22 protein-coding genes are annotated in these 16937 nt (G+C 66.5%); 9 read left to right on the forward strand and 13 right to left on the reverse strand.

The window, feature by feature from the left end:
• The first annotated feature begins 547 nt into the window (after positions 1–547).
• Together M9979_RS07990 and M9979_RS07995 are read left to right on the forward strand one after the other, a co-directional pair.
• Complete coding sequence (locus M9979_RS07990) at positions 548–2461, forward strand: ribonucleoside-diphosphate reductase subunit alpha (RefSeq protein WP_254288829.1); 1914 nt, start codon at positions 548–550, stop codon at positions 2459–2461.
• A 127-nt stretch (positions 2462–2588) separates the two neighbouring features.
• Complete coding sequence (locus M9979_RS07995; protein ID WP_254288830.1) at positions 2589–3011, forward strand: endonuclease domain-containing protein; 423 nt, start codon at positions 2589–2591, stop codon at positions 3009–3011.
• Positions 3012–3085: 74 nt separating this feature from the next.
• On the opposite strand, the gene M9979_RS08000 is transcribed toward M9979_RS07995, so the two are convergent.
• A complete protein-coding gene (locus M9979_RS08000) occupies positions 3086–3337 on the reverse strand; it encodes a DUF2171 domain-containing protein (protein ID WP_254288831.1) in 252 nt (83 codons plus the stop codon).
• Between the two features lie 74 nt (positions 3338–3411).
• Between M9979_RS08000 and M9979_RS08005 the strand changes: the two genes are divergently transcribed.
• The 4 genes from M9979_RS08005 (at position 3412) to M9979_RS08020 (ending at position 5882) form a co-directional block, all read left to right on the forward strand.
• Positions 3412–3624, forward strand: coding sequence for a hypothetical protein (locus M9979_RS08005; RefSeq protein WP_254288832.1), 213 nt, complete (start codon positions 3412–3414; stop codon positions 3622–3624).
• Between the two features lie 20 nt (positions 3625–3644).
• The gene (locus M9979_RS08010) at positions 3645–4703 is read left to right on the forward strand and encodes a ribonucleotide-diphosphate reductase subunit beta (RefSeq protein ID WP_254288833.1); all 1059 of its coding nucleotides are present in this window, start codon (positions 3645–3647) and stop codon (positions 4701–4703) included.
• An 86-nt stretch (positions 4704–4789) separates the two neighbouring features.
• Positions 4790–5602, forward strand: coding sequence for a hypothetical protein (locus tag M9979_RS08015; protein WP_254288834.1), 813 nt, complete (start codon positions 4790–4792; stop codon positions 5600–5602).
• 130 nt (positions 5603–5732) lie between these two features.
• Positions 5733–5882, forward strand: a complete 150-nt coding sequence (locus M9979_RS08020; protein ID WP_479725608.1) for a hypothetical protein — start codon at positions 5733–5735, stop codon at positions 5880–5882.
• Between the two features lie 15 nt (positions 5883–5897).
• Here the strand turns inward: M9979_RS08020 and M9979_RS08025 are convergent, their stop codons facing one another.
• The 3 genes from M9979_RS08025 to M9979_RS08035 are packed head-to-tail and all read right to left on the reverse strand — an operon-like array spanning position 5898 to position 6813.
• Positions 5898–6185 carry a type II toxin-antitoxin system RelE/ParE family toxin gene (locus M9979_RS08025; protein WP_254288835.1) on the reverse strand — a complete coding sequence of 96 codons (288 nt, stop codon included), beginning with the start codon at positions 6183–6185 and terminating at the stop codon, positions 5898–5900.
• Positions 6175–6342 (reverse strand): hypothetical protein, encoded by a 168-nt coding sequence (locus M9979_RS08030; protein ID WP_254288836.1) that lies wholly within the window; start codon positions 6340–6342, stop codon positions 6175–6177. Before M9979_RS08030 ends, M9979_RS08025 begins: the two co-directional genes overlap by 11 nt.
• A gap of 42 nt (positions 6343–6384) precedes the next feature.
• Positions 6385–6813 carry an ExbD/TolR family protein gene (locus tag M9979_RS08035; protein WP_254288837.1) on the reverse strand — a complete coding sequence of 143 codons (429 nt, stop codon included), beginning with the start codon at positions 6811–6813 and terminating at the stop codon, positions 6385–6387.
• Positions 6814–6933: 120 nt separating this feature from the next.
• Here M9979_RS08035 and M9979_RS08040 point away from each other — a divergent pair, with 120 nt between their 5' ends.
• Positions 6934–7128 (forward strand): hypothetical protein, encoded by a 195-nt coding sequence (locus M9979_RS08040; protein WP_254288838.1) that lies wholly within the window; start codon positions 6934–6936, stop codon positions 7126–7128.
• A 222-nt stretch (positions 7129–7350) separates the two neighbouring features.
• Here the strand turns inward: M9979_RS08040 and M9979_RS08045 are convergent, their stop codons facing one another.
• The 5 genes from M9979_RS08045 to M9979_RS08065 form a co-directional block, all read right to left on the reverse strand.
• Positions 7351–7929 (reverse strand): thermonuclease family protein, encoded by a 579-nt coding sequence (locus M9979_RS08045; RefSeq protein ID WP_254288839.1) that lies wholly within the window; start codon positions 7927–7929, stop codon positions 7351–7353.
• A gap of 118 nt (positions 7930–8047) precedes the next feature.
• Positions 8048–8383, reverse strand: coding sequence for an HNH endonuclease (locus tag M9979_RS08050; protein ID WP_254288840.1), 336 nt, complete (start codon positions 8381–8383; stop codon positions 8048–8050).
• Positions 8384–8479: 96 nt separating this feature from the next.
• The gene (locus M9979_RS08055) at positions 8480–9133 is read right to left on the reverse strand and encodes an outer membrane protein (RefSeq protein ID WP_254288841.1); all 654 of its coding nucleotides are present in this window, start codon (positions 9131–9133) and stop codon (positions 8480–8482) included.
• Between the two features lie 327 nt (positions 9134–9460).
• Positions 9461–9802 (reverse strand): DNA primase, encoded by a 342-nt coding sequence (locus tag M9979_RS08060; protein WP_254288842.1) that lies wholly within the window; start codon positions 9800–9802, stop codon positions 9461–9463.
• Between the two features lie 87 nt (positions 9803–9889).
• Positions 9890–11158, reverse strand: coding sequence for a multidrug effflux MFS transporter (locus M9979_RS08065; RefSeq protein ID WP_254288843.1), 1269 nt, complete (start codon positions 11156–11158; stop codon positions 9890–9892).
• A 94-nt stretch (positions 11159–11252) separates the two neighbouring features.
• Between M9979_RS08065 and M9979_RS08070 the strand changes: the two genes are divergently transcribed.
• The gene (locus tag M9979_RS08070; protein WP_254288844.1) at positions 11253–11744 is read left to right on the forward strand and encodes a hypothetical protein; all 492 of its coding nucleotides are present in this window, start codon (positions 11253–11255) and stop codon (positions 11742–11744) included.
• Positions 11745–11762: 18 nt separating this feature from the next.
• Here the strand turns inward: M9979_RS08070 and M9979_RS08075 are convergent, their stop codons facing one another.
• Together M9979_RS08075 and M9979_RS08080 are read right to left on the reverse strand one after the other, a co-directional pair.
• Positions 11763–12218: a peroxiredoxin gene (locus M9979_RS08075; protein WP_254288845.1), complete on the reverse strand. Its 456-nt coding sequence runs from the start codon at positions 12216–12218 to the stop codon at positions 11763–11765.
• Positions 12211–14880, reverse strand: a complete 2670-nt coding sequence (locus M9979_RS08080) for a bifunctional [glutamine synthetase] adenylyltransferase/[glutamine synthetase]-adenylyl-L-tyrosine phosphorylase (RefSeq protein ID WP_254288846.1) — start codon at positions 14878–14880, stop codon at positions 12211–12213. The genes M9979_RS08075 and M9979_RS08080 overlap by 8 nt, the downstream gene beginning before the upstream one ends.
• A gap of 62 nt (positions 14881–14942) precedes the next feature.
• On the opposite strand from M9979_RS08080, the gene M9979_RS08085 reads away from it, so the two are divergent.
• Positions 14943–15113, forward strand: a complete 171-nt coding sequence (locus tag M9979_RS08085) for a hypothetical protein (protein WP_254288847.1) — start codon at positions 14943–14945, stop codon at positions 15111–15113.
• Positions 15114–15129: 16 nt separating this feature from the next.
• Here M9979_RS08085 and M9979_RS08090 read toward each other — a convergent pair whose 3' ends face one another.
• Positions 15130–15783, reverse strand: a complete 654-nt coding sequence (locus tag M9979_RS08090; RefSeq protein WP_254288848.1) for a sigma-70 family RNA polymerase sigma factor — start codon at positions 15781–15783, stop codon at positions 15130–15132.
• A 307-nt stretch (positions 15784–16090) separates the two neighbouring features.
• Positions 16091–16900 carry a response regulator gene (locus M9979_RS08095; protein ID WP_254288849.1) on the reverse strand — a complete coding sequence of 270 codons (810 nt, stop codon included), beginning with the start codon at positions 16898–16900 and terminating at the stop codon, positions 16091–16093.
• Between the last annotated feature and the right edge of the window lie 37 nt (positions 16901–16937).

Raw genomic sequence — 16937 nt, forward strand, 5'->3', positions numbered from 1 at the left:
GTGAGACGCAAGTCCTTCGGCGGTGAGCAGACGAGCCCCCCACGCCCCCTCGTCATCCCCGCGCAGGCGGGGATCCATAATCACGCCGGCCCGGAAAAGAACCTCACGGCCACCAGAAATGATGACGGAGGCGCGATACCGGCATCGCACTACCGACAGCGTCTTCCGCATCCCTTGAACGACGCACCGGACCCATCTCCATCGCACCAAAAAATTTTCGTTCCCCCGCTGTTCCCTTGCGCTTTGCGTAACCCGCAGAAGTCCACGCGTCGTTCCCCCACCGGTCGCGCGCCGCGCCGTTCGCCCATCCCTCCCCCATCATTAACCGCTTGCCTGTCGCGGCGCTTTGCCACAATTTGTGGGGGTTGCGTTCGGGGGCGGACCCAATGGCTGGTAGAGGATGAGGGCGATACCCATATCGGGTCGTCGCGACGGACCACACCGCGACGACGCGATGTGCTCATTTTGTTCTCTCGGTCGGGCCGCCGCGGTGGTAGCATGTCGTGCGCCGCCGATTCGAACATCGAAAGAATGAAGGAGCGGTTCGATGGACTTCAGGGACACGCAAGGTGATGCAATGAACGACACGATCGAAGCGAGCACCACCACCGCCTCTCCGGCGACGGAAGCGGTCGGCACCGGCAGCAAGGCCGTGCGCGCGCGACCCTATCCGGTCGAGGTCGACCACAGCCGCGACGCGCTGCTGACCGATTTCGGCAAGGAGACGCTCAACGACCGCTACCTGCTGCCGGGCGAAAGCTATCAGGACCTTTTCGTCCGCGTCGCCTCGGCCTATGCCGACGACGCCGCGCACGCGCAGCGCCTGTACGACTATATCTCGCGTCTGTGGTTCATGCCGGCGACGCCGGTCCTGTCGAACGGCGGCACCGGGCGCGGCCTGCCGATCAGCTGCTACCTCAATTCGGTCCCCGACAGCCTCAACGGCATCGTCGATACCTGGAACGAGAACGTCTGGCTCGCGTCGCGCGGCGGCGGGATCGGCACCTATTGGGGCAACGTCCGCGGCATCGGCGAACCGGTCGGCCTCAACGGCAAGACCAGCGGCATCATCCCCTTCGTCCGCGTGATGGATTCGCTCACCCTCGCGATTTCGCAGGGCTCGCTGCGCCGCGGTTCCGCCGCCTGCTACCTCGACATCAGCCACCCGGAGATCGAGGAGTTCCTCGAGATTCGCAAGCCCAGCGGCGACTTCAACCGCAAGGCGCTGAACCTCCACCACGGCGTGCTCGTCACCGACGCGTTCATGGAAGCCGTGCGCAACGGCCAGGAATGGCATTTGCGCAGCCCCAAGGACCAGGCGATCCGCGCCACGGTCGACGCACGCTCGCTGTTCCAGAAGCTGGTCGAAACCCGGCTGCAGACCGGCGAACCCTATATCGTCTTCGCCGACCATGTGAATTCGAACATGCCCAAGCATCACCGCGAGCTGGGCCTCAAGGTGTCGACCTCGAACCTGTGCAGCGAGATCACGCTGCCGACCGGCGTCGATCACCTCGGCAACGACCGTACTGCCGTGTGCTGCCTGTCGAGCCTCAACCTCGAGACGTGGGACCAGTGGAAGGACGAGAAGGGCTTCATCGAGGACGTGATGCGCTTCCTCGACAACGTCCTGCAGGATTATATCGACCGCCACGAGCCGGGCATGGAGCGCGCCGCCTATAGCGCGGGCCGCGAACGCTCGGTGGGCCTGGGCGTGATGGGCTTCCACTCCTTCCTCCAGGCGCGCGGGCTGCCGTTCGAGGGCGCGATGGCCAAGTCGTGGAACCTCAGGATGTTCAAGCACATCAAGGGCCAGGCCGACGAAGCCTCGATGCAGCTCGCGATCGAGCGCGGCCCCTGCCCCGACGCCGCCGACACCGGCGCGATGGAGCGGTTCAGCTGCAAGATGGCGATCGCGCCGACCGCGTCGATCAGCATCATCTGCGGCGGCACCAGCGCGTGCATCGAGCCGATCCCGGCGAACATCTACACGCACAAGACGCTGTCGGGCAGCTTCTCGGTCAAGAACCCCTATCTCGAAAAACTGCTCAACGAGAAATCGAAGAACAGCGACGCGGTGTGGAACTCGATTCTCGAGCACGGCGGCTCGGTCCAGCACCTCGACTTCCTCAGCCAGGAGGAAAAGGACTGCTACAAGACCAGCTTCGAGATCGACCAGCGCTGGCTGCTCGAACTCGCCGGCGACCGCACGCCCTATATCGATCAGGCGCAGTCGCTGAACCTGTTCATCCCGGCGGATGTCGAAAAGTGGGACCTGCTGATGCTCCACTTCCGCGCGTGGGAACTGGGGATCAAGTCGCTCTATTACCTGCGTTCGAAGTCGGTGCAGCGCGCCGGGTTCGCGGGTTCTGGCGGGGTGGAAGCGGACAACACGATCGCCGCGCCCAAGTTCGAGATCGGTGAGACGACCGACTATGACGAATGTCTCGCGTGCCAGTGAGGTGATGGGTCGGGTCGCCCTCACCCTCCCTCTCCCGGAGGGACAGGGGTAAGGTGACCACCAATCCCTCTCCCATCGGGAGAGGGAGGGAGCCGCAAAGCGGCGGAAGGGTGAGGGTGAAGGCGAGATGCGTCTCTACGACAACCAGCCCTCCGGCACGGTCCAGCACGCCCGACAACTTCGCCGCGAGGCACCGGAACCCGAACGCCGCCTCCTTCGTGCGCTCCGCGAAGCATATCCGCTGCTGAAATGGCGCCATCAGGCTCCGGTTGGTCCCTACCGTGCCGACATCCTCTGCTTCTCCGAACGCCTCGTCATCGAGATCGACGGCGACACCCACGCCGCCACGATCGCATACGACGCCGCCCGCACCCGCTCCATCGAACGCCAAGGCTACCGAGTGATCCGCTTCGCCAGCAATGACGTGATGCAGAACCTGGACGGCGTCATCGCGCAAATCTCCTTCTCCCTCCGGGAGAAGGAAGGGGCCCATGCGCAGCATGGGAAGGATGAGGGTGACCACGCACAGAAAAAGGGCGGCACCGCATGACCGGCACCGCCCTCACCCTTCCGCCGCCTGACGGCGGCTCCCTCCCTCTCCCAAAGGGAGAGGGAAAGTGCGGATCACTCCGCCTCTTCGAACATGTCCACTGCGTTCGCGGCCGTGGCGCTCAGCCGCACCGTGTCGCCCTCGATCTCCGCGACCAGGCCTGCGGGCAGGTAATGATGCTTGCCGCCCTGCCCGTCCTCGGTGCTCGGCGAATCGTTCTTGGTCAGCTTGATGCGCTCGCCATCGACATGGTCGACGGTGCCGACATGGACGCCGTCGGCGCCGATGACCTTCATATGCTCCTTGATGTTGCTATGATCGTGCATGCTGCGTCTCCTTTAGGGGGTTCGGGGGTGAAACGAGCCGCCCCCGAAATGGATGCACGCGGGGGCCCGCGCTGATGCCGCTGCAAAGCCTCGTCATGTTCGCGGTCGCCGCCGTCTTCGGCCTCGCCGGCGCGGGGATGCTGTTCGCGCTCACCCGTCCGCAGCCGCCGGCGCGCGTCTACGTCTATCGCATGGTCGGCATCATGGCGGTCAGCCTCGCCATCGTCCTCGCCTTCTCCGCCCACGCCATGTGGCAGTGGAGCGTCCCCTCTTCCCCCGTTTCCTGATATCCAGTCGGAGTAACCCCATGTCCCTCCTCGAAGCCCGCAAGCAGTACAAGCCGTTCGAATACCCCTGGGCGTTCGAATTCTGGAAGCGTCAGCAGCAACTCCACTGGCTCCCCGAAGAGGTGCCGCTGGGCGAGGATTGCCGCGACTGGGCGCAGAAGCTGACCGATCACGAGCGCAATTTGCTCACCCAGATCTTCCGCTTCTTCACCCAGGCGGACGTCGAGGTGCAGGATTGCTACCACGAGAAATACGGCCGCGTGTTCAAGCCGACCGAGGTCAAGATGATGCTGACCGCGTTCAGCAACATGGAGACGGTGCACATCGCCGCCTACAGCCACCTGCTCGACACGATCGGCATGCCCGAGAGCGAATATGGCGCCTTCCTCGAATATGCCGAGATGAAGGAAAAGCATGATTACATGCAGAACTTCGGCGTCGACAACGATCAGGACATCGCCCGCACGCTCGCCATGTTCGGCGGCTTCACCGAAGGGGTGCAGCTGTTCGCCAGCTTCGCGATGCTGATGAACTTCCCACGCTTCAACAAGATGAAGGGCATGGGCCAGATCGTCACTTGGTCGATCCGTGACGAGAGCCTGCATTGCGAGGGCATCATCAAGATGTTCCACACCTTCTGTCAGGAGCGCCAGTGCCTGACCAAGGCGGTGAAGGACGACATCGCCGACGTCTGCCAGACCACGATCCGGCTCGAGGACAATTTCATCGACCTCGCGTTCGAAATGGGCCCGGTCAACGGCATGACGCCCAAGGAGATCAAGAAATACATCCGCTACATCGCCGACTGGCGGATGGGGCAATTGGGCCTCAAGCCGATCTACATGATCGACGAACACCCGCTGCCGTGGCTGGCGCCGATGCTGAACGGCGTCGAGCATGCCAACTTCTTCGAACAGCGCGCGACCGAATATTCGAAGGCCGCGACCAAGGGCCAGTGGAACGACGTCTGGGATTCGTTCGACAAGCGCCAGAAGGCGAAGATCGTGAAGCCGACGGAGCAGGATCTGGGCGAGATCAGCGGGGATATGTTCTCGCGCGCTGGCGTGGCGGCGGAGTAAAGTAGTTGGGAAAGAGATAAGCCCTCTGCCCTATTTAAAATGCCAAACAAATCATTCCGACCAGATGGCATATCAAGGAAATAATAGTGGCAATCAATGTCGATCGCTTCAAAAATGACCTTGACGCCCTCATTGAGCAAGGCGACTTGCTCAAAGTCGGAATGATTCTAGACATGAAAGGGAAAAAATATTTTAGAGAAAATGTGTTTGGCGAAAGCTCTGATGATGAAGCCGCAGCGGCAATAAAGCGCATTCCTGAATTCAAGACAGAATATGAATCGTGGTATTCGGAAAGCTTGGCGCTCTTACGACAGCTCCTTCCCGATCGAATCAACGATTTTCGGGCCCTCTACGAAAAGCCAAAGAGCCGAAAGAATATTGAATACGGTAATTATGTAATACAAGACTATATGCAGAATTTGGCGGTAACGACACCGTATGGTGAAACCAAGGTAGATCGCAGTGCAGCAGAACCTCAGTTTAACCAACAAGTTGCTATCTTAAAATCTGCGAAGAAAAGGTTTGAGAGCTCAATTTTTGAGATACGACAACTTGTTCAGGCCGATCTTTTCGACTCGGAAATTGAGGCATCCTTGGAGCTTTTTAAAAACGGCTTCCTTCGTGCTGCTGGGGCGATTGCAGGAGTGGTCATCGAGCGCCACCTCAAACAGGTTTGCGACGATCACAATATCAAGATTACAAAAGCCAATCCCGGCATCGCCGTTCTGAATCAAGCGCTCCGGGATGGGAATGTTATCGATATTCCACAATGGCGATTTAATCAGCACATAGCCGATATTCGAAATATCTGCGACCACAGTAAATCGCAAGACCCAACAAAGGAACAAGTTCAGGATCTTATTGATGGTACCAAAAAGATTCTGAAAACTGTTGCTTAAGAAGCTGATCGAAATAGCACAATGATTAAGCTCATTAGCATCTGCTGTTCCTCCTACTTTATCGCTCGTCTTTTCGGACGGCAGCGCCGCATCGTGGTCGGCGGCCGATCTCATCGCTCGTGACACCGTAATGACTCGCCCGCTCGCCGATCCGGCGTTCTTCGCACGCGCCTTTATCGAAGCCGGGGCGTTGGCGTGGCCCAACGGCTTCGAACTCTCCGCCGACAGCCTTTATCGGCGGCTGGACGAAGCAGGCGCGTTGATCCGGTCGGCAGCCTGAATCTCGGACGCGACGTCAGGCGACGGGTGGATACCGCCGGCGGGTGTGCAATACCGTCAGCACGTCGATCTCAGTCTCGGACGCCAGCGCGTATACGATCAGGTACGGCAGCCCAACGACGGAGAACTCGCGCGTCCCCGTCACTTGCCCTGTCCGGCCAAGCATCGGGAACGACCCGAACATCATCGCCGTCTGGACGATCCGACTGACCACGCGATCGGCCGCTCGCTCGTCGTCGCGGGCGATCCAGTCACGGATGGCGATCAGATCGTCCCGCGCCTGCGGCGTGAAGCTAACGTTCAAGCTTGAGGTCGCGCCACACCTGCTCGACCGGGATCATCGCCGATCGATCGCGCGACTGCGTCAGCCCGCGCTCGATCTTCGCCCGCTTCCACGCGGCATAGCCCGGCTCGGTTCCCTCGCCGCCGTCGGGCGTCTCATGGTCAGTACGCGTTGCCATGCATTCGAACATAGACCGATGCGGACGGCGCGCAACCGCCACTCACTCCACCATCGCCTCATTCCCCGCGAACCCCAGCCGCGTGATCCCCGCGCGCTTCACCTCGGCTAGCACCTGGTCGAAGCGGTCGTAGCGCGCCTCCGGGTCGGTGCGCATCACCAGCAGCGCGGCGGGGTCGGCCTTCAGCGCGCGGAACCGCGCCGGCATCGCCGCATCGTTCACCGCCACGCCGTCCAGCGTCACCACGCCGTCGCGCGCCAGCACCAGCGGGTGCGTCACCGTCTCGCCCGGCGGCGCGCTACCCTGCGGCAGGTCGACCGCCACTTTGTGCAGCACCGTCGGCAGCGTCAGGATCATCATCACCAGCAGCACCAGCATGACGTCGATCAGCGGGGTGATGTTGAGCTCCGACAGCGGCGCATCGTGCGCGGGGCCGGCGTGGGCGGGGGAGAAGGCACGCTTGCGTGGCATCCTCGAGTCTCCTTGGGCAATGTAATGATAGGACATCACGCTTGCCGCCCGCCGTCAAGTCCCACGCTTAACCCTCTCGCGCAACCAGCCGGCAACCGTGCCGCGGGTAGAACAGCGGCGATGCTCCCCTCACCGCGCCTCTTCCGCAGCCGCTGGACGGCGTTGCTCTGGGCCGGCGGCATCCTGTGGTTCGCCCATGACGTCGCCGGATCGGCGCCGAGTGGTACCGGCAACAGCGCCGCGTTGACCGATGCCGACGGCGACGCCGCCAACGTCGCCGACCTGCGCGCCCTCGCCAACGTCATCGACCAATAGGATCGCCCCCCGGTCCGCGGCCCCGCATTCCCGGTGTGAAACCGCCCTCGCCACGATTTCACTGTCCTACACCCCGCGCCCCGGCTTAACCTCTCCATCGTGGCGTCGCCCTATCGCGTTGCCGCACGGCTCTTTGTCATCGCTGCAGAAACGGAAACGATCGAAGAGGATCGTTCACGCCAAGGTGTCCAACTTGTCTATGTTGCCGCGGCCCGCCGCCTCTCACGCCCAGGCGCACCACCCGCGCCGGGGACCGCCGTCGTAGCGCCGCGCCAGCCCCTCGGCGACCAGCGTCTCGCCCAGCGACACGCCGCCGCGGGTCACCACCGCCAGCCGCCGGCCGTAGCGGTCGTGACTGCGCTTGTAGGCGGCGAGCGTCACCGGCCCGGCGTTGAGCAGGTCGCGCAGCCGCTCGGTCGCGCGCTCGCCCAGCCGCGCCTCGCGCGCGCAGCGCGGCGGGTGCGTCTCGGGCGTGTCGATATCGGCGATGCGGACCTTCTCGCCCGCCAGCCGGAACGTGTCGCCATCGACGACGCAATCGCCGACCGCACCGCGGCCGCAGCGCCCGAACCGCGCCGTCACCGCCTCGCCGCCGCCCCCGCCGTGCGTGGCAGGCACCGGCACCGGCAGGACCTGCGGCAACGGCGGCAGGTCGATCTCGCCCGCCGGCCAGCGCAGCTTGCCCGGATGCGGCAGCTCGACCGAGACGCCAGCCGGCAACAGCGCCGCCCAGTCGGTCCCGCGCAGTGCCGGCAGCGCCAGCCCGAGCATGACGCCCAGCATCGCGATGCGCAGCTGCACCCACGCCCCCGCGCCACCCCGCCGCCGGCCGCGACTCGGGGAACCACTCGTCAGCGCCCGAGCGAAATCAAGCACATAGTCCATGGATTCGGTTGGGGGACAAAGCGTGAAGAAGCGGTTACCGCGCCCGCCGCACCGGTGCCGAAAAGTCCGCCGGCTTGTCCGCGATCCAGCGCAGGAAGCGCGCGATCGCGGGATGCGCGCGCAGCACCGCCGGGTCGGCATAGGCGCGCGCCAGCTCGGCATTGGGCAGCGTCGCGTGAATCGTGCGGTGGCAGATCGGATGGACCGGCGCGGTCGTCCGCCCGCCTTCGGACCTGGGCACCAGATGATGCCATTCGACCTTGGCCCCGAGCGGCCGCTCGCACAGCGCACAGGAGGGCGGTGGCACTTCGCGCGCGGCGTGCGCCTCGGCCTCGGCCAGCCCCGCCTTGCGCTTCACCCGTCCGACCATGACGCCGATATAGGAACGGGGGCGCCGCGCCCCAACGCAAAGGGGGCGGGCCTGCCCGCAGCAGACCCGCCCCCCGTCACGTCGAAGCCGGATGGCTTAGAAGTGCGCGACCACACCCGCCATCGGGCGGAAGCTGTGCGCGTCGTCGAAGGTCGAAACCTCCATGCGCAGGCGCAGGCCCGAATTGCCCGTGATGCCACCCAGACCGATGTCCTTCGGGCCGACCTCGGCACCGATGCCATACACGGTCGCATGATAGTCGCGCTTCAGGTCGCCCGACACGCCCGGTGCGAAGTTGTTGAAGTTGTTCCAGCGATAGCCGACCTTGCCGTAGAACAGGCCGCTGTCGCCGGCGCGGAAGCCCGCGCGGCCATAGGCGCCATACTGCCAGTCGATATCGCCCGACACGCCCTTGGCGACCGCGCCCTCGGCACCGACGAACACCGGACCCAGCGGCACGTTGAAGCCGACGATGCCCTCGATCAGCGCGCCGTCCAGATTGTAGCCCTTGGGCTGCGCGGGAATGCCGGCAACCGCCTGGCGATCGAACTGTTCCCAGCCGCCCATCACGGCGACGTACGGCTCGATGCCGAACGCGCGGGTGCCGTCGGGTGCCTTGGGTGCGGTGTCGACTTGCGCGTCGGTGGTGACGGCGGTGTCGGTCGTACCGGTGGTCGACATGTCCTGTGCAAAGGCGGGGACGGCAAAGGACGCTGCCGCAACGGCGGCCGCGAGGGCAAGCTTACGCATGAGTGATTACCTTGTATTGCCTCAACTCGGGCGGCGACGACGTATCGTCATCCAGCCCAGGACCGTCCAAACCCCGCCCCTGCGGCTTTGTTGCAGCGCGGTGGCATAATTGTCCGGAACGGATCGGGTTGTGGCTTTCGGGCCACGGTTCCTGTCGCATCGATGAACGACAATGGCGGATCGGCGCGGGTTGGCCCGAGACGGCGGTATGACCGATCGCCAGCGCAATCCTCCCGCGGGTGCGAATACGCCCATGAAAAAGGGGCGGCAAGCGGGCCGCCCCATCGATCGTCTCGTTCCTGATGCCGGCCTCAGCCGGCCATCGCGTCAGGGTCGTAAGGCGACGTCGTCGGCGTCGTCAAGATCCTCGTCGTCGGTCTTGCCGTCGTCGAAATCCTCCTGCGCATCGTCCTCGTCGATGTCGCCCTCGTCCATCGTGACGCTGGCGTCGGTCTCGCCGACCTCTTCCGAATCCATGTCGGCGTCGTCGATCGCCTCGTCCTCGGCATCGTCGTCGCCCAGGTCGGGATCAAGGTCGGTCAGGATCAGCCCGTCGCTGGGGCCGTTGCGCGTCGCCTCCAGGATCTCGGCGCGCTGGCTCTCGTCATAGCCTTCCTCGTCGTACCCGTCGTCGCCCGATCCGTGGCCCATGACCTGATGTCCGCCCATAGCAACCTCCATTGATGTGGAGTGCGAACGGCGGGACGGCGCCGGCGGTTCCGCCGGTCTGCGGCGGACGGCGGATCGGGGGGGGGATCAGGCGGGACGGAACAGCCGGCCGCGCTCGGTGATCGTCACCACTGCTAGCGCGACGACGCCGCAGATCAGGAAGCCCGCGGCGAGCGGCGCGGTGGTGCCGTCGAACGCCTGCCCGATCACCACGCCGCCGACCGCGCCGAAGGTCACGCTGGTGAAGCCCTGTACGCTCGACGCGGTGCCGGCGATCCCGCCCATATTCTCCATCGCCATCGACGAGAAGTTGGAGGTGGCGAGGCCGAAGCACCCCATCGTCAGCGCCTGCAGGATGACGAAGCCGACCAACGTCTCGTAGCCGGCGAGCGCGATGGCGAGGTGGATCGCGCTCAGCAAGACCAGCGTCGTCAGCGCGCTATGGCTGATGAGCCGCGTGCCCAGCCGCATCACCAGCCGCGCATTGGTCAGGTTCGCCGCCGCCATCAGCATCGCGGTCAGCGCGAACATCACCGCGAGCAGCTTCGGCCGCCCGAACGTGTCGAACATGATCTGCTGCACCGAATTGAGATAGCCGTACAGCGCCCCCATCAGCGACGTCGAGGCGAGCGTATAGCCCAGCGACCAGCGGTCGGTCAGCGTCTGCTTCCACCCCGCCGCGATTCGGCCCACCGACAGCGGCTGGCGCGCATCGGGGTGGAGCGTCTCGGGCATCCGCACGAAGAACCACGTCCAGATGCCGAGGCTGAGGCCGCCGACCACCCAGAAGATGCCGCGCCAGTTGGCGAACAGCAGCACCGTCTGGCCGAACGCGGGGGCGAGCACGGGGACGACCATGAACACCATGAACGCGATCGACATCACCCGCGCCATCGGCCGGCCGTGATAGCAGTCGCGCACGATCGCGATCGTCGCGACCCGCGTCGCCGCCACCATCGCCCCGCCGCACACCCGCGCCAGCAGCAGCAGCGTGAAGCTCGCCGAGACGGCACAGGCGATATTGGCGATCGCATAGCCGCCGATCGCCCACAGCAGCACGGTGCGCCGTCCGAACCGGTCGGCAAGCGGCCCGTGCACCAGCTGCGCGATACCGAAGCCGAGGACGAAGGCGGTGATGATGAACTGGCGCTGGTTCTCGGTCTCGACGCCCAGCGCCCGCCCGATCGCGGGCAATGCCGGCAGCATCGAATCGATGCCGAGCGCGGCGAGCGACATCAGCGCGGCGACGAGCGCGACGAACTCCGCGAAGCCGATCGGCGCACCGGCCGGTTCGGTAGCGACGACGGGGGGAGCGTCGGCAAGGGCCGGCGCGGAGGATTGGGTAGGACGGTTCACGATGGCGCCCCTCTACTCCGTCACGTCCACCAGCGGAACCCCGCTTGGCCCCGCCCGTTCCTCACGTGTATTGCTGGATCGATACACATTGGAGATGACGATGCCACGCCTGCTGTTGTGCGCCGCCTGCCTCGTGCTGCCGCTTGCCGCCTGCGACCGATCCGACGATACGCCGTCGCTGACGATCAACGCCGATGGCGGCAACGTCGCGGGCGCGCTCGACGCCCGCAGCGGCGAGGTGAAGGTGAACGTCCCCGGCTTCTCGGGCCAGTTCAAGCTTCCCAAGCTGCAGATCGATACCGCCGACTTCGACCTCAACGGCGTGCGCCTCTATCCAGGCTCCACGATCGAGGCGATGGACGTCGGCTCGGGCCGGAACGATGGCGTGCGCATCCGCTTCCGCAGCCCGGCGACGCCCGATCAGGTGCGCGGCTGGTTCCAGGAACGGCTCGCGAAAGCGGGCTTCACGATCACCCGGGACGGCCGCGGCCTCACCGGCACGACCGAGGAGGACAAGCCGTTCCGCCTCGAGCTGGACGGCGACGGCAGCGACCGGGCGAAGGGCACGATCGTACTGGGAAGCTGATCGCCCGGCCTACAGCGCCTACAGCGCCTGCACCGCCGCCAGCACCGCGGCGGCATGACCCGGCACCCGGACCTTGCGCCACGCCTTCGCCAGCCGGCCATCGGCACCGAACAGGAAGGTCGCGCGCTCGATCCCCATATAGGTGCGGCCGTACAGCTGCTTCTCGCCCCACACGCCGAACGCGGCGCAGACGCTGCCATCCTCGTCGCTGGCGAGGCCGATGGTCAGGCCATGCTTGGCGATGAACTTGCCATGCGATGCCGGCGAATCCTTGCTGATCCCGATCAGGCTCGCCCCCGCCGCCGCGAACGCGTCGGACAATTCCGAGAAGTCCTGCGCCTCGCGCGTGCAGCCCGCGGTGTCGTCCTTGGGGTAGAAATAGACGATCGCAGGCAGCGGCAGGTCGGTCAGCCGGATCGGCGTGCCGTCGGGGGCGGTCACGCTCACCGCCGGGATCGTCGCACCGTCATCCATCGCCTGCTCCCGTCATCCCATTCCACGCCGCCTCGACCTCCTGCCGCGTCGCCGCCAGCGCGGCAAGCACTGCCGCCCAGTCGGCGAGCCCCAGCGCCCGCGCGATCAGCGCCTGCGTCGCCGGGGGCGGCACCGCCGCATCGGGCGCGACCAGCCGCAACGTGACGAGCAGCCGGGTGAGCAGGTCGTGCGCCGCCCCGAGCCCCGGTGGCAGCAGTCCCTCTTCCGCCAGCGCCGCGATCGCCCGGCTGAGGTTCGGGTCGAACCCGGTGCGGTGGCACAACTGCGCGAGGTGGACGGTGAATTCCAGATCGACCAGCCCGCCCGGCAGCAGTTTGGCGTCGAGCGGCCCGGTCGGCGGCTTGTGCCGTGCCATCTCCGCACGCATCGTCGCCGCCTCGCGCGCCAGATCGCGGTCGGGTCGGGCGCCGCCGAGGACATCGGCGATCACCGCCGCCGCCGCCGCGCGCGCCGACGGCGACCCAAACACCGGCCGTGCCCGCGCCAGCGCCATATGCTCCCATGTCCACGCCTCCTCGCGCTGGTAGCGCGCGAACGAGTCGAGCGACACGACCAGCGGCCCCTGCGTCCCCGACGGGCGCAACCGCGTATCGACCGGATAGAGCGGCCCCGCCGCGGTCGGCACCGACAGCGCCGCGGTGATCCGCTGTGCGAGCCGGTTGTAGTAGAGCGTCGCGCCGAGCGGCTTGGCGCCGTCCGACTCGCCGGCGAAATCGCCGGTGAACAGATAGACGAGGTCGAGGTCGCTGGCATGCGTCAACGCGCCGCCCCCAGCACGGCCGAAGGCGAGGACGACCAGCTCGCTGCCGGGCACGCGGCCGTGGCTGCGCGCGAATTCGGCGACCGTCGCCGCCGCGAGCACCGCGATCGCCGCCTCGGCGAGCCGCGCATAGCCCGCCGCGGCATCGAGCGGATCGCTGACCCCGGCGACCACCTGCGACCCCAGCGCGAAGCGTTTCTCGCCGACGAGGCGACGGACATGGTCGAGCAGCGCCTGATAATCGCCCGCGTCGTCGCCCCGCAGCTCGATGGCGAGCTCGTCGACGCTGCCCAAAGGCTCGAACGCGCTGGCGTCGATCAGCCAGTCGATCAGCTCGGGCCGCACGGCGAGCGCGTCGGCGAGCGGCGCGGCGTGGCTGAGAATCGTCGCGAGCAGGCTGGCGAGACCTGGCCGCGCCTCCAACAGGCGCAGGATGTTGATCGCGCTCGACAGGCGTTCGAGCAGCCGGTCGAGCCGCAGCAACGCAGCCGCCGAATCCGGCGCCCCCGCCAGCGCCGGCATCAGCACCGGCAGCACCGCCTCCAGCGCCGCCCGCGCCGCCGGACTGCGCAGCGCCGGATAGCGCCCCGCCCGCCAGCCGGCGATGCGCGCCGCGGCCCCCTCGCCATCGGCGAAGCCCGCGTCGGTCAGCCCCGCCGACAGCGCGTGCGCCTCGTGCGGCAATCCGCCGGGCCGCCCCTCGTCGAGCGCATCGTAGATGCGGCCGGCGGTCTCAACCGGTTCGCGCAGCAACGCGAGCAGGTCCTCCCCCGCCGCCAATCCATGCAGCCGCGCCACCCGGTCGAGCGCCTCGCCGGTCGGCAGCGTGTGCGTCTGGCGGTCGTCGATCATTTGGACGCGATGCTCGATCGTCCTCAGCAGCGTGTACGAGCGGGTCAGCGCCGCCGCCTGATCCGCCTCGATCCAACCCGCCGCTGCCAAGGCCGCCAGCGCATCGCGCGTCGCCGGCGCGCGCAGCGCCGGATCGCGGCCGCCGTGGATCATCTGGTGGATCTGTGCGAAGAACTCCGCCTCGCGGATGCCGCCGCGCCCGCGTTTCAGGTCGTAGCCCGGGCCGAACCCCTGCCCGCTGGCATAATGATCGCGGATACGGCGCGACAGGTCGCGGATCTCGCCGATCGCGCCGAAGTCGAGCCCGCGCCGCCACACGAACGGCCGGATCGCATCGAGGAAATAGCGCCCCAGCGCCAGATCGCCCGCCGCCGCCCGAGATCGGATGAACGCCGCGCGCTCCCAGGTCAGCGCCTGGCTTTCGTAATAGCTGATCGCGCCCTCGACCGGCAGCGCGATCGGCGTAACCTCGGGCGACGGGCGCAGCCGCAGGTCGACGCGCAGCACATAGCCGTCGCCGTCGCGCGCCTGCAGCAGCTCGACGACGCGTTTGGCGATCCGAACTGCCGCCTCCTCGGGCTCCTCCCGCGGCCGGTGCGGCAGCGTGCGGGGATCGAACAGCAGGATCGGATCGATGTCGGACGAATAGTTGAGCTCGCGGCTGCCCTGCTTGCCGAGCGCGATGGCGACGAAGCCGCGTGGCTCGGCCCCCGGCGTCCGCTCCTCGATCGCCGCACGGATCGCGCGGTCGAGCGCGCGGTCGGCGAAATCGGTCAGCGCGTGCGTCACCCCGGTAAGGTCGAGCGCGCCTGCCAGATCGCCGATGCCGACGGTCAGCGCCAGCGCGCGGCGATCGAGCCGCAATTGCCGCGCGACCGGCATGTCGGGAGTGGCGCTCGTGGCGTGAATATCCAGCACACCGGCGGCGAGCTGCCCGGCCAGCACCGGCTCGCGATCGAGCAACAATGCCAGGAACGGCGCATGGTCGCGGGCGCGAGCGACGGCGCCCTCGAAGTCGAAGACTGTCATCGCCGCGCGTCCCGTTCGACGCAGACGCGCAACATTTCAGGCGGCTGGCCGTTGGAGACGACATGACCGCCGATTTTCATCCCGCCGCAAAGGCTCGCACGGGCGACTATGTCGTCCGCCGGCCTCGTGAGGCCGATGCGCTGGGCCATGCGCTGCGTGGGGTGTTCGGTGAAACGCCGATGCCGCGCGATCTGACGGCGTTGCTGCAGCGGCTGGATCGGGTGGCGCACTGACCGAACCGCCGCGGCGTCAGTGGCCGCGGCTCAGTTCGTCGACCTCGCCCATGATCGTATCGAGCGCGGTCTTGTTGACGTCGGTCGCATGTTCGCGCCGCGACGGCAACGCGCCCTCGCTCAGGATGCTTTCCAGCGCCACGCGACCGCGCGCGACGCGGCTCTTGATCGTACCGACGGCGACCTGACAGATTTCCGCGGCCTCTTCATAGGCAAAACCACCCGCGCCGACCAGGATCAGCGCCTCACGCTGCGGCTGCGGCAGGTGTAGCAGCGCGCGCTGCATATCGCCCAGCTCGACGTGGCGATCCTGGCTGGCGGGGGCTGCGAGGATACGGTCGGCGACCAGATCGTCCCACTCGCCCTTGAAGCGCGCGCGGCGCATCTGCGACAGATACAGGTTGCGCAGAATGATGAAGGTCCAAGCGCGCATGTTCGTGCCGGCCTGGAAGCGCTGGCGCGCGGCCCATGCCTTCAGCAGCGTTTCCTGCACCAGATCGTCGGCGAGATCGCGGCTGCCCGACAGCGAGCGGCCGAAGGCGCGCAGATGCGGGATGACCTGCGCCAGCTGCGTCTTGAATTCGGGATCAGACAGCGCGACGTGTTCGACCGGCTCAACGACCGCATCGTCATCATCATAATCGTCGTCACGCGGAGCGGGCTGAGTCATGCAAATCCGTTCGAAGCCGGGGACAAACTTGCCGCCTGTCGCAACAAGATAAGGGTCCTGACCGGCAATTGCCAGTGTATCGGCAGGGACGCTGCGTTATCGCAGGAGCAGGAAGGCGAAGATCGCGATGACGAGCACCAGCGAGATGCCGAGGACGTAACGCGTCACGCCCGGAGTCGAGCCCGCACGGGCTTCGGTGGTGGTCACATGCACTGTTTCGTTAGGATCAGCCATGGTTCTCAAACCCCCGAAACCCGTTTTGGGTCCGTAACTTTTTTCTGCGACCTGCCGGCGGGCAAGCCCGCCGTCAGGCGAGCGCCGCCGGGATCGTCGCCTCGTCGAAGAACAGCGCCTGGCTGATCGCCGCCTTGACCGTCGACCGCTGGAACGGCTTGGTGATCAGGAAGGTCGGCTCGGGCCGCTCGCCGGTCAGCAGGCGCTCCGGGAAGGCGGTGATGAAGATCACCGGTACCTCGAACTCGGCGAGGATGTCCTTGACCGCGTCGATCCCCGAACTGTCGTCGGCGAGTTGGATGTCGGCGAGCACCAGACCGGGGCGATCCTCCATCGCCAGCGCCACCGCCTCGTCGCGGGTGACGGCGACGCCGGTGACTTCATGGCCCAGGTCGCGGACGATCGTCTCGATATCCATCGCGATGATCGGTTCGTCCTCGATGATGAGCACGCGGGCGCGCGTCTGCTTCTCGATCTCCGACAGCGCCTCGGCGACCAGCGTCTCGACCTCGCTGGTATCGACTTCGATCAGATAGGCGGCGTCCTCCGGCGTGAAGCCCTCCATCGCGGTCAGCAGCAGCGCCTGACGCGACAGCGGCGTCATTCGGGCGAGGCGCGCGCGGGCGACCGCTTCGGTGCCGTCGGCGTCGCTCTGCGACGTCTGTTCCTCGCCGTCGGCATTGGCCGATGCCCAGATGCCCTGGAACATGCGGTACAGGCCAAGCCGCGGATCGACGTCGCGCGGGAACTGGTCGGGAGCGGCGACGATCGCCTCCAGCGTGGCGCGGACATATTTGTCGCCTTGATGCTGGCTGCCGGTCAGGGCCCGGCCGTAGCGCCGCAGGAAAGGAAGATGCGGTGCGAGTTGCTGTCCAAGCGACATGGGTGGTGTTCACTCCCTGAGATACTGAGCGGGCGCC

The organism is Sphingomonas liriopis (assembly GCF_024211255.1).
GTDB lineage: Bacteria > Pseudomonadota > Alphaproteobacteria > Sphingomonadales > Sphingomonadaceae > Sphingomonas > Sphingomonas liriopis.